The 16,445-nt window shown below is 54.0% G+C and carries 12 protein-coding genes and 1 pseudogene; 7 read left to right on the plus strand and 6 right to left on the minus strand.

Going from position 1 to position 16,445, the window contains the following annotated elements:
- Positions 1-104: 104 nt before the first annotated feature.
- Genes ACQKDS_RS12265 through ACQKDS_RS12275 form a run of 3 tightly spaced genes read right to left on the minus strand, consistent with a single transcriptional unit; the run spans position 105 to position 4,140 of the window.
- Complete coding sequence (locus tag ACQKDS_RS12265) at positions 105-1,349, minus strand: aromatic amino acid transport family protein (RefSeq protein ID WP_399670682.1); 1,245 nt, start codon at positions 1,347-1,349, stop codon at positions 105-107.
- 58 nt (positions 1,350-1,407) lie between these two features.
- On the minus strand, positions 1,408-2,862 hold the full coding sequence (locus ACQKDS_RS12270; protein ID WP_399670685.1) for an NAD-dependent succinate-semialdehyde dehydrogenase: 1,455 nt from the start codon (positions 2,860-2,862) through the stop codon (positions 1,408-1,410).
- 12 nt (positions 2,863-2,874) lie between these two features.
- Positions 2,875-4,140: a 4-aminobutyrate--2-oxoglutarate transaminase gene (locus ACQKDS_RS12275; RefSeq protein WP_399670688.1), complete on the minus strand. Its 1,266-nt coding sequence runs from the start codon at positions 4,138-4,140 to the stop codon at positions 2,875-2,877.
- 121 nt (positions 4,141-4,261) lie between these two features.
- Here ACQKDS_RS12275 and ACQKDS_RS12280 point away from each other — a divergent pair, with 121 nt between their 5' ends.
- Entirely contained in the window at positions 4,262-5,773 is a 1,512-nt protein-coding gene (locus ACQKDS_RS12280; protein ID WP_399670691.1) for a PLP-dependent aminotransferase family protein, read from the plus strand.
- On the opposite strand, the gene ACQKDS_RS12285 is transcribed toward ACQKDS_RS12280, so the two are convergent.
- The gene (locus ACQKDS_RS12285) at positions 5,720-7,336 is read right to left on the minus strand and encodes an ABC-F family ATP-binding cassette domain-containing protein (protein WP_399670694.1); all 1,617 of its coding nucleotides are present in this window, start codon (positions 7,334-7,336) and stop codon (positions 5,720-5,722) included. The two genes, ACQKDS_RS12280 and ACQKDS_RS12285, sit on opposite strands and share 54 nt — an antisense overlap.
- 369 nt (positions 7,337-7,705) lie before the next feature.
- On the opposite strand from ACQKDS_RS12285, the gene ACQKDS_RS12290 reads away from it, so the two are divergent.
- Positions 7,706-9,727, plus strand: a complete 2,022-nt coding sequence (locus tag ACQKDS_RS12290; protein ID WP_399670697.1) for an FAD-dependent oxidoreductase — start codon at positions 7,706-7,708, stop codon at positions 9,725-9,727.
- A gap of 139 nt (positions 9,728-9,866) precedes the next feature.
- On the opposite strand, the gene rlmG is transcribed toward ACQKDS_RS12290, so the two are convergent.
- Positions 9,867-11,012: a 23S rRNA (guanine(1835)-N(2))-methyltransferase RlmG gene (gene rlmG, locus ACQKDS_RS12295; RefSeq protein WP_399670700.1), complete on the minus strand. Its 1,146-nt coding sequence runs from the start codon at positions 11,010-11,012 to the stop codon at positions 9,867-9,869.
- Between the two features lie 151 nt (positions 11,013-11,163).
- Between rlmG and ACQKDS_RS12300 the strand changes: the two genes are divergently transcribed.
- The 5 genes from ACQKDS_RS12300 (at position 11,164) to sstT (ending at position 16,309) form a co-directional block, all read left to right on the plus strand.
- A complete protein-coding gene (locus tag ACQKDS_RS12300) occupies positions 11,164-11,670 on the plus strand; it encodes a M48 family metallopeptidase (RefSeq protein ID WP_399670702.1) in 507 nt (168 codons plus the stop codon).
- Positions 11,671-11,732: 62 nt separating this feature from the next.
- Entirely contained in the window at positions 11,733-12,713 is a 981-nt protein-coding gene (locus ACQKDS_RS12305; RefSeq protein ID WP_399670705.1) for a Gfo/Idh/MocA family protein, read from the plus strand.
- A gap of 1 nt (position 12,714) precedes the next feature.
- Positions 12,715-13,446 (plus strand): glutamine amidotransferase, encoded by a 732-nt coding sequence (locus tag ACQKDS_RS12310; protein WP_399670708.1) that lies wholly within the window; start codon positions 12,715-12,717, stop codon positions 13,444-13,446.
- Between the two features lie 376 nt (positions 13,447-13,822).
- Entirely contained in the window at positions 13,823-14,797 is a 975-nt protein-coding gene (locus ACQKDS_RS12315; protein WP_399670711.1) for a TerC family protein, read from the plus strand.
- A 276-nt stretch (positions 14,798-15,073) separates the two neighbouring features.
- Complete coding sequence (gene sstT / locus ACQKDS_RS12320; RefSeq protein ID WP_399670714.1) at positions 15,074-16,309, plus strand: serine/threonine transporter SstT; 1,236 nt, start codon at positions 15,074-15,076, stop codon at positions 16,307-16,309.
- Between the two features lie 26 nt (positions 16,310-16,335).
- Here sstT and ACQKDS_RS12325 read toward each other — a convergent pair.
- Positions 16,336-16,431, minus strand: a pseudogene (locus tag ACQKDS_RS12325) (YgjV family protein); the annotation flags it as partial.
- Positions 16,432-16,445: the final 14 nt, after the last annotated feature.

Below are 16,445 nucleotides of genomic sequence, written 5' to 3' on the forward strand. Positions count from 1 at the left end.
AGATGACGGTTTTGATTCATAAGTAATGCGCTATCGCATAAAAATCGGCGGCCACGACGCCGCCGTTCTCTATACAGAGAAAACACATCACCTGAGGGAGTCCGTTACCAACCTGCGGGCAAATAGCCTAACAGTGACGCAATCGCGTATACGGCGCTGGATAGATACAACAGCACAATGACAATTTGCAAAAGCGGATGAGTAATCCAGTTACACTGCCAGCGCGGCGTCATATCGCCGTGTTTACGTGCACCGCGTAGGATTAACATCGGCATAATCGACAGAATAACCCCACTGAATACGCCAGCGAAATACAGCGCGTTAACGAAGGAAACAAACCCGCTGTAAGCCAGTACAAACGGCGGCACCACCACCAGCAGCAGCACGCCAAAGCGGCGCAGCGGTTGTTCATCATTACCCAGACGGAATTTGTCGAAGATATTGGTCAAAAAGCTGCCGCCCAGCCCCCAATATGAGGTCAACATGGCACACAGCGCGAAGATATTCGCGGAGAAGAACGCCCACTGCCCTAACGCTTGCCCCCAAGAAATGGTCGCTACGTCAGTAATACCGTCCAATCCGCTGAGTACAATCACCGACAACGGCACCACCGCCAGTAACACAAACGTGGTCACCATGCCGACAATAATGGCCTTGGGCAGCATTTCCGGCTTGTCCGAAAAACCACGCGCCATTTCGGGCACGATGTATTGTGCAGAGAAGCAAAACACCACCACGTTGAATACCGGCACCATAAAACGCCAGTTGCCATCGAGCAGATTCCGCATTTGCGTGGTGTCTTTCAGCAACGTGGCCATCACCAATACGCTGAGCATCACCACCATCCCGATACTGATAAACTTTTCCCCACGGCCAATGGCTTTCAGCCCCAGATACAGCACACCTGCCGCCGGGATGAAGAACAACACACTACCGAGCGCCGGGGAAATACCCAATAACGAGTGCAACAGTTTACCACTGCCCGTCATATAAGCGGTTAGCGCGCCAACACTGTTAACGCATACCGATGCAAACATCAGCCAGGCCCCCAAACCGCCGACATAGCGTTTCGCCAGGCCACTTAATTGTAGATGTGCGCGGGTACGTAAGGTCGATTCGGCGACGTACAACATGGTGATGGTGGTCAAACACCCCACTAAAACCAACCAGAACAGCAACGGTAGAAAACCGGCCTTGCTCGAGGCATAGGCGATGGACAGTACGCCCGCGCCGATGTTGGTGCCGACGATCATCGCCACCCCTTCAAGAAAACTCAGTGATTTGGCGGGTGCAGGTGCCCGCTCCCCGGCGGTAAGCGCCGAGGACAACGTGATGTTATCAGAAGACATAAATGATCCTTTGTAACCCGGTGACCTTCGCCACCGGACGGGGTGATTATCCCGGTGGTTAACTGCTCACATCGATACACAGGTATTTCAGCTCCAGATATTCCTCAATGCCGTAGCGCGATCCTTCACGTCCGAGCCCTGACTGCTTCACGCCACCGAATGGCGCCACTTCGTTAGAAATCAAGCCGGTGTTAATGCCGACCATGCCGTACTCCAATGCCTCCGGCACTCGCCACTGGCGCGCTGCGCTTTGGGTAAAGAGGTAGGCCGCCAGACCGAATTCCGTCTCGTTCGCCATCGCGATCGCTTCATCTTCATCCTGAAAACGGAACAGCGGCGCAACCGGGCCGAAGGTTTCTTCTTTGGCGAAACGCATTTGCGGCGTCACCTCCGTCACTACGGTGGGTTGATAGAAGGTTCGACCGAGCGCATGCGGTTGGCCGCCGATAGCCACCTGCGCCCCTTTGCTCAGCGCATCATCAATATGGCTTTGTACTTTTTCCACCGCCGCTTGGTCGATCAACGGCCCTTGTGTGGTGCCTTCTGCCATACCGTCACCGACCTGTAGCTGCGCTACCGCCGCCACCAGCTTATCGACCAGCCGATCGTAAATGCCTGCCTGCACGTAAATACGGTTGGCGCATACGCAAGTTTGACCACTGTTGCGGAATTTCGAAGCCATGATGCCCGCCACCGCCGTATCAAGATTGGCGTCGTCGAATACCATCAGCGGCGCGTTACCGCCCAACTCCAATGAGAGCTTTTTAATCGTCGGCGCGCACTGCGCCATCAAAATACGCCCCACCTCTGTCGAACCCGTGAAGCTTAGCTTGCGGACTATCGGGCTATCACACAGAACCTTGCCAACCTGCGCCGCATCGCCAGTGACAATCTGCAATACGCCCGCCGGAATGCCCGCATCCTGTGCCAGTTTCCCCAGTGCCAACGCCGTCAACGGCGTTTGCTCTGCCGGTTTCACGATAATGGTGCAGCCTGCCGCCAAGGCTGGAGCCACTTTGCGGGTAATCATCGCCGCCGGGAAATTCCACGGCGTAATCGCCGCGCATACCCCAATCGGCTGCTTGAGCACCACTAACCGTTGTGAGGTCTGCGGTGCCTGTAATACCGCCCCGTCAACCCGTTTGGCCTCTTCGGCAAACCAGGTAATAAAGGACGCAGCATATGCCACTTCACCGCGCGCTTCCGCCAGCGATTTACCTTGCTCGGCGGTCATCAACTGAGCCAAATCCTCTTGCGCCGCCAAGATACGGTCGGCCCAAGCCAGTAAGAGCGTCGAGCGCTGTTTCGCCGTCAGTTGCTTCCACGCTTGCTGCGCCCGTTGCGCGGCTTCGATGGCTTTTTGTGTTTCCGCTTCGCCAATCTGCGGCGTCGATGCCAGCTCATCACCGGTTGCCGGATTGATTACCGCATTTCGTTTACCGCTCGCTGCATCACACCATTCGCCATTAATCAGGCACTGATTGCGCAGCAGTTCAGGGTTAGTGAGTTTCATGACCTTTATTCCTTATTCCACCAATGCGCGGGAAAGAATGCTTAACGCGTCATTAAACTGATCGTCTGGAATGGTCAGCGGATACAAGAAGCGGATCACGTTACCGTTTACCCCGCAACTCAGCAGCAGTAAGCCCGCTTGTAAGGCTTTTTGTTGTACCTGACGGGTAAAGTCCGGCGACGGTTTACCCGTCAGTGGATCATTGAATTCCACCGCAACCATCGAACCTTGCGCACGAATGTCGGCGATCGCCGGGCAGCTTTCGCGCGCCCCTTGTAAAACTTCAACCAAGTGCTGCCCTAAACGTTGGGCGCGCTGGCACAACTGTTCTTCTTCAATCACATCCATCACCGCATGTGCAGCAGCAACGGCCAACGGGTTACCCGCGTAGGTGCCACCCAGCCCGCCGGGAGCGGGCGCATCCATAACATCAGCACGACCGGCGACCGCAGACAATGGCATCCCCCCCGCCAGGCTTTTCGCCATGGTGATCAGATCGGGCTTAACCGAGTAATGCTCCATCGCAAACAGTTTGCCGGTACGCGCAAAGCCGGTCTGCACTTCATCGGCAATCAGCAGAATACCTTGCTCATCACAGAGCGCGCGTAACGCCTGCATAAACGCCGGGGGCGCAACGTTGAAGCCGCCCTCGCCCTGCACGGGTTCCAGCACAATGGCAGCCACCTGTTTCACATCAATATCCGCTTTGAAAATACGTTCGAGGCTGGTCATCGCATCTTCGGTGGTGACGCCATATAACGCATTGGGATACTGGCCGTGGAACACGGAACCGGGGAAGGGACCAAACCCGAGTTTGTAGGGAGCCACTTTGCCGGTTAACGCCATGGTCATATAGGTACGGCCATGGAAACCGCCGCCAAAGGTAATTACGCCGGGCCTGCCGGTATACGCTCGGGCAATTTTCACTGCGTTCTCTACCGCTTCAGCACCCGTGGTAAAGAACGCGGTTTTACATGGCCCCTCAATCGGGGCTCGTTGGTTGATACGTTCTGCCAGAGAAACATAACTTTCATAAGGCACGATTTGATAGGCGGTGTGGGTAAACGCTTGCAACTGTTTTTCAATCGCGGCGATCACTTTCGGGTGACGGTGACCGGTGTTCAACACCGCAATGCCAGCGGCAAAATCGATCACGCGGTTGCCCTCGACATCCCATAGCGTGGCATTTTCTGCACGCTCGGCGTAAAAATCGCACATGACTCCCACGCCACGCGGGGTGGCATTTTGACGACGTTGATTCAGTTCTGCGTTTTTCATGATGTTCTCTCCGGTCAGTACCCGTTAAACTTTTCATTCACACTAATGAAACAATGACGTTTATTTACACAGGATGTGGCTCTATAATCGAGTGCCAGTTACGATTAATTAAGGGATCCAATTGCGCTCTTTGTGTGGCGATCTATTATTGCAGCGCCTCGGCGAACAACCTGATGAAAAGCTGCATAAGCGGCTATATCGAGCCATCCGCATCAGCATTTTGGATGGCAGTTTGCCGCCGTCCAGCCGTTTACCGGCCTCGCGTGATTTAGCGCAGGAACTTGGCCTGTCTCGCAACACGGTTTTAACGGTTTATGAACAACTACTGGCAGAAGGCTATGTTCTGTCACGCCGAGGAAGTGGAACATTCGTCGCTGAAACGGTGCCGGATAGTTGTTTATCCACCGGGAGCACGCCAATCCACAGTGACAATGCAGAACGCCCTATTACGCTCTCGGAGCGTGGGGAAACGCTGCTGCAACATGCCAGCGCCAGCCCCAAACAGTGGGGTGCCTTTATTCCCGGCGTGCCAGACGTCAACGCTTTCCCACATCAGCTATTCAGCAAAATTCAGGCGCGTATTAGCCGCCGCCCAACACCACAGCGGCTGACCTACAGCAATCAGGGCGGTAGCCCGGAGTTACAACATGCGTTGGTCGATTATCTGCGTGTCGCACGTTCGGTGCGTTGCTCGCCGGAACAAATCCTGATAACCGAAGGCATTCATCAAGCTATCGATCTGGTAACTCGCATGCTGTGTAATCCGCGTGATGAGGTATGGATTGAGGAGCCGGGTTACTGGGGGATCCGCAATATTCTGCGTATGAATGATTTGGATATACGTCCGCAGGTGGTGGATGAAGCAGGCATGGTGCCTCCCGAACGGGTTAAAGGCGCGCCAAAGCTGATTTTCGTCACGCCATCGCATCAATATCCATTGGGTTCAGTGATGAGCCTGGCACGTCGCCAACGTTTGCTGGCGATCGCGCGGCACGCAGGCGGCTGGATTGTTGAGGATGATTACGACAGTGAGTTCCGCTTCTCTGGTCAGCCGATCCCGGCCTTACAGGGGCTGGAAGCGGATGCGCCGGTGATCTACATCGGCACCTTTAGCAAAACGCTGTATCCAGCTCTGCGCCTTGGCTACGTTGTGTTACCGAAACCGTTGGTTGGCGCGCTGAAAACCGCTCACGCTGAGCTGTATCGGGGGGGCCATCTGTTGATTCAAACCGCTCTGGCGCAGTTTATACAGGAAGGCCATTACAGCGCGCATATTCGCCGTATGCGATTACTGTATGCCAAACGCCGCGCCTTTCTTAGCGCGCTGATCGAGCAGCATGTTGGCAAACAGGCACTGAGTGAGTTCAACAACAACGCCGGTCTGCACCTGATCCTCAACCTGCCCGACAGCGCCGACGACGTCGCGATTGCCGCGGCCGCCAGCGAACGCGGCGTATTAGTGCGGCCGCTTTCGCGCTATTACATGCTCCCCAACCACCGACGCGGCTTACTGATGGGCTTCGCCTGCGTGCCGGAGGCGCTGATGGCTGAAGCCTTCAACCTGTTATTAACGTGCCTGTTAGAGCATAAGGCATTGCCACCCGCTCTCCCCGCACAGCAGCCGGTGGGTTAACCCTAGCGCCTGCAGAAAGGCTTCATCGTGGGAAACCACCAGCAATGCGCCGGAATAAGCCTTCAGTGCTGCCTCAATCGCCTGTAACGACACCAAATCCACATGGTTGGTTGGCTCGTCTAACACCAACAATTGCGCTAGTTCTCTGCGCCAAAGCGCACAGGCCAGCGCGGCTTTCAGACGTTCACCGCCGCTTAGCATCCCCAATGGCAAGTGCAACCGATCTGCCCCTAACTGTAACTGCGCCAACCGGGTACGCAGTTCACCTGCCGTGAGCGGCGAATCTTCCAGCATCAAATAATCCATCACCGAACGTGACAGATCGTAGCGATCGAGGTTTTGATCGAGATAGGCAACACTCACCGAAAGTTGGCATCGACCGGCCAACGGCGCAAGCTGACCAATAATCACTTTGAGCAATGTCGATTTGCCACAGCCGTTTGGCCCACCGAGCGCCACGCGTGCTGGCCCGACTAATCGCCAGTTCAACGGCGGCAGCTCGACAAACGGTAGCTTTACCTGATCCAACATCAGCACCTGTTTACCCGTCGAGACGGTACTCTCTGGCAGGGTAAACAGGATCGGGGGATTGTCTTCTACCTGCTGACGTGCTTCATACACCGCACGATCATGCGACTGTTTTTGCTCCTGATGCTGCTTGCGAAACGTCCCGATTCTCTCTTTTGCCGCACTTTTATAAGCCACCCGTTCAAAAGAGGCGATATTACGTTCATCGACACCACGCAGGGTTTTTGCTGAACGCCGCTGACTGATGTCATGTTCTTTTATTAACCGCGCCCGCGCACTTTTACGCTCCCGTGTGGCATGCTTTAATGCGTTATGTGCCGCCTGCTGTTCGCGTTCACGCTGTTGGCAGTAATCCTGATAATTGCCGCTATAACTGCGTAATCCACCTGAGGTCATTTCCACCACACGTTGCATGCGCATCAACAATTGCCGATCGTGGCTGGCGACCAGCAATCCGCCACGCCACGCATCCAGTTGCTGATAAAGCCATTTACGCCCCTGTGCATCCAAATGATTGCTCGGCTCGTCCAACAATAGGAAGTCAGCGTCAGATATAAACGCCGCGCACAATGCAGCACACATGCGTTCGCCTCCGCTCAGCGTGTCAACGGATCGTTGTAAGTCAAAAATGGGCAACCCTGCGGCAACAAACGCGGCGTTCAAGCGCGCTAACCGATCCCAGTTACCTTCCAGCAGCTCCACATCTCCCACTTGCATCTCACCGCGCTGCACACGCGCCAATGCATCAACTATCTGGTCATAACCAAGCCATGCCGCTAGGGTAACGTCTATTGGATTGTGGTTATGCTGCGCGACACTGACGATGGTACCGTTCGTCTCAACGTGTCCCGCACTGGGGGCATCGTCATTTGCCAGCAAACGTAATAAGCGGCTTTTACCGACGCCATTACGACCGACCAATGCACAGTGTCGTCGATCAAAACTTAGATTTAGTGGGCCAAACAGCGTTTCGCCGTTAGCAAACTGACAGGTCAGTTGATGTAATACCAAAGGGGATGGCGAAAAATGAGTCATAAGCACTCCTGAATAAAATCAAAATATCCCCACCCGGCAGCAATAAGCTTGGTGGGACGCGATTTAACAGGTGTGTTTGTTCATTTTCAGTCAGGACTCCAACAAGAAGGTAAGCTGTATATAGCAAGTGAATACTAACTCAGCAATGAGTCAGGATGCAAACCGCACGCCGGTTTTATGATGTACTTCACATTCAGCACAACGCTGATTTCAAACTCATCGAACAACGGCTAGATTTATCTCATCCGACCACTTAATGGATCAGACTGCAACCCTCAGATGCATGGCCTGCGGCTTGCGGTATTTGGTACCCCACAGTGAACATAACAATAACGATGGGTCGATGATTGTCGCCCACTGGAGACTGCAATGAGCGCCTACCCACACCTGCTGACACCGCTGGATCTTGGCTTCACCACCCTGAAAAATCGGGTGTTGATGGGATCGATGCATACCGGCTTGGAAGAACTGCCCGACGGGCCGCAAAGAATGGCGGCTTTCTATGCCGAGCGTGCCGCCGCTGGCGTCGCGCTGATCGTCACCGGTGGCATCGCACCCAATGAAAAAGGTGTGGTCTATCGCGGTGCTTCGGTGTTCAATCAACCGCAGCAGGTGGCACATCATCGCATCGTGACTGAGGCAGTCCATCAGGCCGGTGGGAAAATTGCATTACAAATACTGCACGCCGGGCGTTATAGCTACCAACCTCAGCCCGTCGCCCCTTCTGCATTGCAAGCCCCGATCAACCCTTTTGCACCTGCCGCCCTCACCCATCAGCAGATTGAACAAACCATTGCTGATTTTGCCCACTGTGCCGCATTGGCGCAGCAAGCGGGGTACGATGGTGTCGAAGTGATGGGTTCCGAAGGTTATTTAATCAACCAATTTCTGGTCGCCCGCACGAATCAGCGCGATGACCAATGGGGCGGCAGCGTTGAAAATCGCATGCGCTTTGCGGTTGAGATTGTGCGTGCCGTGCGCCAAGCGGTAGGGCAAGAGTTCATTGTGATCTATCGCCTGTCGATGCTCGATCTGGTCGAAGAGGGCTCCAGTTGGCAAGAGATCGAACAACTGGCCATGGCGATCGAACAGGCGGGTGCCACACTGATCAACACCGGCATCGGCTGGCACGAGGCCCGTATCCCGACCATCGCCACGCTGGTGCCGCGCGCGGGCTTCAGTTGGGTCACCCGTAAACTGATGGGCAAGGTGAAGATTCCGTTGATTACCACCAACCGTATCAACGATCCAACCGTCGCAGAACAGGTGCTGAAAGAAGGCTGTGCCGATATGGTGTCGATGGCACGTCCGTTCCTGGCCGATGCCGAATTCGTCCGTAAAGCTGCCGAAGGGCGCGCCGATGAAATCAATACCTGTATCGGCTGCAACCAAGCCTGTCTGGATCAAATTTTCGAGGGGAAACTGACCTCATGTCTGGTCAACCCGCGCGCCTGCCGTGAAAGCGAAATGCCGCTGACGCCAACGGCGCAACCGAAGCGGCTGGCGGTGGTCGGCGCAGGCCCCGCCGGTTTGGCTTTCGCCACTACCGCCGCCAGTCGCGGCCATCAGGTCACGTTATTTGATGCCGCGCCCGAGATAGGCGGCCAATTCAACATCGCCAAGCGCATTCCCGGCAAAGAAGAGTTTCATGAAACGCTACGCTATTTCCGCCGCCAACTGGTGCTGCATGAAGTGACGCTCAAACTCGGTCAACGGATAGAAGCGCAGGATCTCATTGATTTTGATGAGGTGATTTTGGCCTGTGGTATCGTGCCTCGCACCCCGGCGATTCCCGGTATTGATAACGCCAAGGTGCTGAGCTATCTGGATGTATTACGCGATAAAAAACCGGTCGGCCAGCGGGTGGCAATCATCGGTGCTGGCGGTATTGGTTTTGATACGGCCGAATACCTGAGCCAACACGGCGAGTCCACCAGTTTAGATACGCAGGCATTCAATCGCGAATGGGGCATCGATTCGCAGCTTGAGCAGCGTGGCGGTCTAGCCGCCAGTGGGCCAATCGTGCCGTCTCTGCCAAAACAAATTTTCCTGCTGCAACGTAAAACCAGCAAAGTGGGAGACGGACTGGGCAAAACCACCGGTTGGATCCACCGTACCAGTCTGGCGAAGCGCGGGGTAACCATGTTGAATAGCGTAAATTATCAAAAAATTGATGATGAAGGCTTGCACATCGAACGCGCCGAGCAGGCCAGTTGCCTACAAGTGGACACCATTGTGATCTGTGCCGGGCAAGAACCACGCCGCGAATTGCAACAGCCGCTGTTAGCATTGGGGAAAACCGTGCATTTGATCGGGGGAGCCGATGTCGCCGCAGAGCTGGACGCACGCCGGGCAATTGACCAAGGTACGCGGCTGGCGATGGCCGTGTAACAAGACACATCCCGCTTCGGCACTGATGTAAAAAACGGTGGGTTGGCCCATGCTAGGTAAATAAGGCGCGTGATAGGGGAAGCAGCGAGCACTGCTGCCCCTTTCGTTTGTGCATTAACGGTTGGGCGGCGAACGCCCTTTAATAATCGCGACGCGCGCCCGTTTTAACCGACTTCAGCACTAAAAACTTCTTATTCGAGGCGACCGTGACGCAGTTGCCAAACAGGCGTTTCAGCTTCTGGTAATAATCCAAATGACGGTTGCCGACGATACGCAATTCACCGCCTACTTTAAGGCAACGCTTGGCATCCAGGAACATCTGCCAGGCCGTTTCGTCGGTAATCGCATGTTGCTGGTGGAACGGAGGATTACACAGTACCGCCTGCGCACTCCCGCCATCCATACCTGCCAGCGAGTTATTCACTACAAACTGACAACGCGCCATATCGTCCGGCAGGTTATGTTTCACGTTCAGTTCGCTGGACGCCACCGCCATATAAGATTCATCAACGAAGGTAACCTGCGCCTCGGGGTTTTGCACCAACGCCGTCAAACCCACCACACCGTTACCACAACCCAGATCGATAATTTCACCGCTCAGATCGCTTGGCAAATTCGCGAGGAACAGGCGTGCGCCGATATCCAGATTGCTACGCGAAAATACGTTCGCGTGGTTGCGGATCAGCATATCCGTTCCTTCCAGCAGCCAATCGGTGGTTACCGGCGCTTCCGCTGGCAGGGTGTCCGCCACCTCACTGTAGATCAAGCGCGCTTTTTTCCACGCCAGGCTGGTACGCGTTGGGCCAAGCACGCGTTCAAACAATTGCAGCGTTGAGGTATGAATATCGCGTACCTTGGCACCGCCAATAATGACGGTATCCGCTGCCACTACCTTGCGTAGCGCACGCAGTTGCTGTTCCAGCAGCGCCAACGCCTTCGGTACTTTGATCAGCACCAATGCAGGGGATTCAGGCAGCGCATCCAGACTGCCGAGCAGCGTCACCGCGTCTGCATCCAAGCCGTTCAGTTCCAGATTATGGCGCGTGGCCAACTGGCTCATGTAAGAATCGCTAACGCTGTACGGACGGTGCGCGTGCAGCGCGCAGGCCAACGTGCCAAAATTATCGTTGAAGATAATCACCGGACGGCCGCCAAAGTCTGATTGCTCAATGTGTTGCAGCAGATATTCGTCCGCCGCCTCCCACGCCTGCAAGGGTGTGGTTGTTTCTTGATGGGGATAACGCTCCAGCTCAAGTTGCTGTGTTCCCAGATCGAGTTGGCTCATTGCCCCTCCTGACCGTTAAAATTTGGGCTGTTTATCCCCTAAAAACGCCCGTCAGTAAAATGTTTTTTGGTATTAATTGCCCTTTGCGGGATTTGCGCGAAAAAACCGCCTACAATGGACGGCCAGACAGCCAATCGTGAAGACCCGCTCCATGCCTGAACTCGCTTACCTGCAAGGTTATCCTGAACACCTGCAAACCCAGGTACAACAGTTGATCCACCAGCAACGGCTGGGCGATGTGCTGTTGCAACGCTATCCGCATCTCCATGATTACACCACGGATAAGGCGCTGTATCAGTTTACGCTCGATCTGAAGAATCAGTATTTGCGCAATGCGCAACCGGTCAGCAAAGTGGCTTATGACGGCAAAATCCATGTGATGAAGCATGCGCTCGGTCTGCATACCGCTATCTCACGCGTGCAGGGCGGCAAACTGAAAGCCAAAGCGGAAATCCGCGTCGCCACCGTGTTTAAGACCGCGCCGGAAGCCTTCTTACGCATGATCGTCGTGCATGAATTAGCGCACTTAAAAGAAAAGGATCACAATAAGGCGTTCTATCATCTGTGCTGCCACATGGAGCCAAACTATCATCAACTGGAGTTTGATACCCGCCTCTATCTGACGTACCTCTCATTATTTGGTGCGCTCTATAGCTAACGGTGAGATTCCACCAATGGCATGCTAATCTGCCGGTTTGGGGTTAAGAACTGGGGTTAACTATGATTCGCTTTGCTGTTGTTGGCACCAACTGGATTACTGAGCGCTTTATCGATGCCGCTCACACGAGCGGCAAAATGAAACTCAGCGCGATCTATTCACGCCGTCTGGAGCACGCCAAAGCCTTTGGCAGCAACTATCAGATAGAGCAATGTTTCGATTCCCTTGATGCATTGGCGCAATCCGACATGATTGATGCGGTATATATTGCCAGCCCAAACGCCCTGCATTGCCAACAATCATTGCTGTTCCTGCGCCACAAAAAGCATGTTATCTGCGAAAAACCGTTGGCGTCGAACTTAAAAGAAGTCGAACAATTGCTGGCTTGCGCGCGTGAAAACCAGGTTGTGTTGTTTGAAGCCTTTAAGAGCGCGCATCTGCCAAACTTTATAACCTTGCAACACGCCTTGCCGAATATTGGCAAACTGCGTAAGGCATTAATCAATTACTGCCAATATTCCTCCCGCTATCCACGTTATTTAGCCGGTGAAAATCCGAACACGTTTAATCCTCAGTTCTCCAACGGTTCGATCATGGATATCGGCTATTACTGTCTGGCGAGTGCGGTAGCGCTATTCGGGGCACCCAAATCAGCGATCGCCAGCGCCACATTACTGGACAGCGGCGTAGACGCACATGGCACCGTCTGCCTGAACTACGGCGATTTTGACGTCATCCTCAGTCATTCGAAAATCAGTAACTCAGAAATCCCCAGTGAGATCCAAGGTGAAGACGGCTCGCTAATTATCGATAAAATTTCTGAATGCCAAGGCATCGCCCTCACACCACGCGGCGGTAACCGCCAAGATCTGAGCCAGATACAGCATAGCAATACGATGTTGTATGAAGCCAAAGCGTTTGCCAGCCTGATTGAAAAACAACAGGTTGAGCATCCAGGATTAGAAAACTCGCGAATCGTGGCTAGCTTGCTCACCGAAATCCGCCGTCAAACCGGCGTTATCTTCCCGGCGGACGGCGTCTGAAATGAAACCACTCTTATTAATGCAAACCGGTGACGCGCCAAAAACCGTTCAACAAGTACATGCCAATTTTGATCACATGTTCCTGCAACAGGGGCATATCGCCCCCGAGCGGGTGCAGATTGTACATCTCCTCTCAGGGGAGCAACCGTTGCCACCAGAATCTTACTGCGGCGTGGTGATCACCGGTTCACCAGCCATGGTTACCGAGCGGTTGCCATGGAGCGAACACGCCGCAGAATGGCTGCGACAGGCCATGCGCATCCGTCTGCCTTTGTTCGGCGTTTGCTACGGCCACCAACTAGTCGCCTATGCGCTTGGTGGCGACGTGGGTTATCACCCTCAGGGGATGGAAGCCGGCACGCTAGAAATTGAACTGCTGCCCGCAGGCGCTAACGACCGGCGGCTGATGCTGTTGCCACCACGCTTCAAAGCAAATCTGATCCATGCCCAAAGCGTCTTGACGCCTCCATCCGGTGCCAAAGTGCTGGCGCGCTCCGCACAGGATGCCTATCAAATCCTAAGCTACGGCGATAATGCACTGACCACGCAGTTCCACCCGGAATTTAACGGCGCAATCATGCATCATTATTTGGACTGGTTGGCCGAGTTGAACCCGGAACGGCAGGCAGAATATTTTAATAAACAACAACACGTTAGCGACACTCCTTTCAGCCAACGACTGTTGCAAGGCTTTGTTGTCAGCCTTGGCGCACAGCAAGCATTAGCTGGCTAAGGTTTTAAAAAGTTGACCGCCGACACATTTTGCATTACTTTTCGCCAAGCAAAGGGGAGTAACTTTATATACCCAAATAGATTTTAGATGGCAGCCAGGCAGCACACGAAGGATTTTAGCCACAGGGCTCATTCCCTGACTAGAATGACACAGTGCGCCAACACCGCCGCCGTTTAAAATAGAACGGGTATTTGCCGGTCAATCGTCATTACGATGCGTAAGCATCCGGTTACCGGGCAACGTGATGAAAAGGTAAAACACCTTCATTAATGTTGTAAGTGAGACCTTGCCGGAGGGCGAGGTTTGCTTATAGCGTTCATAAGAGCGGCTGGCGTCCTTCCGACGTTGGCCGTTTTTGTTTTTGAAGGATACTCTGATGATAAATACCGTTGGCACACCGTGGTTATGGGGCAGCTTCGCCGCCATCATTATTGTGATGCTCGCCATTGATCTCCTGCTGCAGGGCCGTAAAGGCTCGCATACCATGTCGATGAAACAGGCCGCCTGTTGGTCGCTGGTATGGGTCAGCCTCTCCCTACTGTTCAACTTGGGTTTCTGGTATTACCTGAATGAAACGGCCGGACGCGCCGTGGCCGACACCCAAGCACTCGCCTTTTTGACGGGTTACCTGATCGAAAAAGCCTTGGCAGTAGATAACGTTTTCGTCTGGCTGATGCTGTTCAGCTACTTCGCTGTTCCGGCCAATCTGCAACGCCGTGTACTGATTTATGGTGTGCTCGGCGCCATCGTGTTACGTACCATCATGATTTTTGCCGGCAGTTGGCTGATCACGCAATTCGCGTGGCTGCTTTACGTGTTCGGTGCATTTTTGCTGTTCACTGGCATCAAAATGGCACTGGCAAAAGAAGATGACGCCGCGATTGGCGACAAACCGTTGGTGAAATGGTTACGTAACCACCTGCGCCTGACCGATAACTTGGAAGGTGAGAAGTTCTTCGTGCGCCGCAACGGTTTACTGTTCGCCACGCCGCTGTTGTTGGTCTTGATCTTGGTAGAACTGAGCGATGTGATCTTCGCGGTAGACAGCATTCCGGCGATCTTCGCCGTTACCACCGATCCGTTCATCGTGCTGACCTCTAACCTGTTTGCCATTATGGGCCTGCGCGCCATGTACTTCTTGCTGGCCAACGTAGCGGAACGCTTCTCGATGCTGAAATACGGGCTGTCGGTGATTCTGGTGTTTATCGGCATCAAGATGCTGATTGTCGATTTCTTCCATATTCCCATTGGCATCTCGCTCGGCGTCGTCGCGGGTATACTGGCCCTGACGCTGGCGATCAACGCTTGGGTTAACCGCCGTAACGATCGTTTGTCACACAAAGCACCATAAACAATCGCTGGGCGGCTTGCCGCCCAGCGATTGTTTGGCTATTCCGTCCAAACGCCAAATGTTATTGCGATCACACAAATGTAAACGGGATGTTATCAATAGTTGATCCGCACGCAGAATTTCACTTCTTCCTCTTTCCAACCCCCCACGTTTGCTGAATACTGAGTTGGCAAACATACTTCGTTACAGGTGCGCAAAAGACACCCGGCAATGTTCCTGCCGAGGTTCGGCACCCAGTACGCAACATCATCAGGAAGCGGAAACGCAAAAAGCATCATGCATAAAATACTCAAACGCATTACTCAGGGCAGCCTGGTTAAACAGATACTCGCCGGCCTGGTTGCCGGTATCCTTTTGGCCTTAGTCTTCCCCGCAGCAGCATCGGCCGTTGGCCTGCTTGGCGCACTGTTTGTCGGCGCGTTAAAAGCGGTTGCCCCGTTGTTGGTGCTGGTGCTGGTGATGGCATCCATCGCTAACCATAAGCACGGGCAAAAAACCAATATCCGCCCTATTTTGTTCCTCTATCTGCTGGGCACTTTTGCTGCCGCATTGGTTGCGGTATTACTCAGTTTCGCTTTCCCATCCAATCTGACGTTAGTAACCAGTAACGTTGATATCAATCCGCCTGGCGGCATTGTGGAAGTGTTGAAAGGCCTGCTGATGAGCGTGGTGGCTAACCCATTCCACGCGCTGCTGAACGGGAACTATGTCGGTATTCTGGCTTGGGCGATCGGTCTGGGTTTGGCGCTGCGCCATGCCGCCGACTCGACCAAACTGTTAATCAACGATATGTCGCACGCCGTCACGATGGTGGTACGCGCGGTCATCCGCTGTGCACCGCTGGGCATCTTCGGCTTGGTGGCATCTACGTTAGCGGATACTGGGTTTGATGCGCTGTGGGGTTACGCTCAACTCTTGATGGTGTTGATAGGGAGTATGCTGCTGGTCGCACTGGTGCTCAACCCGCTGATTGTGTTTTGGAAAATCCGTCGCAATCCGTATCCGTTAGTCTTGACTTGCTTGCGGGAAAGCGGCGTAACGGCTTTCTTCACCCGCAGTTCGGCAGCCAATATCCCCGTCAATATGGAATTGTGCAAAAAACTGAATCTCAATGAAGATACCTATTCGGTTTCTATCCCGCTGGGCGCCACCATTAACATGGGAGGGGCTGCAATCACCATCACGGTGCTGACGCTGGCGGCGGTTCATACCTTGGGGATTCCCGTGGATATTCCGACCGCACTGCTGTTGAGCATTGTCGCGGCGGTGTGTGCCTGCGGCGCATCCGGTGTTGCTGGCGGTTCACTGCTGTTGATTCCGCTGGCGTGTAATATGTTTGGTATTCCCAATGACGTGGCGATGCAGGTCGTTGCGGTTGGCTTCATCATTGGGGTACTGCAAGACTCCGCAGAGACCGCACTTAACTCCTCCACTGATGCGCTGTTTACTGCAGCAGCCTGTCAGGCAGACGATCAGCGTCTGGCAGACGAAGATCCATTGAAAATACGTTAAACACACTCAGTGAATAAAGGCGCCGTTTAGGCGCCTTTATTCACCGCAAACGGATCGATACCGCGCAGTTGCAAGCGACGAAACCGGATAATATTAACGCCATTGATTAACAAAAAACCGCGAGCAATGAACGTAC

The sequence above is a fragment of the Serratia sp. NPDC078593 genome, from assembly GCF_050268245.1.
Taxonomy (GTDB): Bacteria; Pseudomonadota; Gammaproteobacteria; order Enterobacterales; family Enterobacteriaceae; genus JBNNGK01.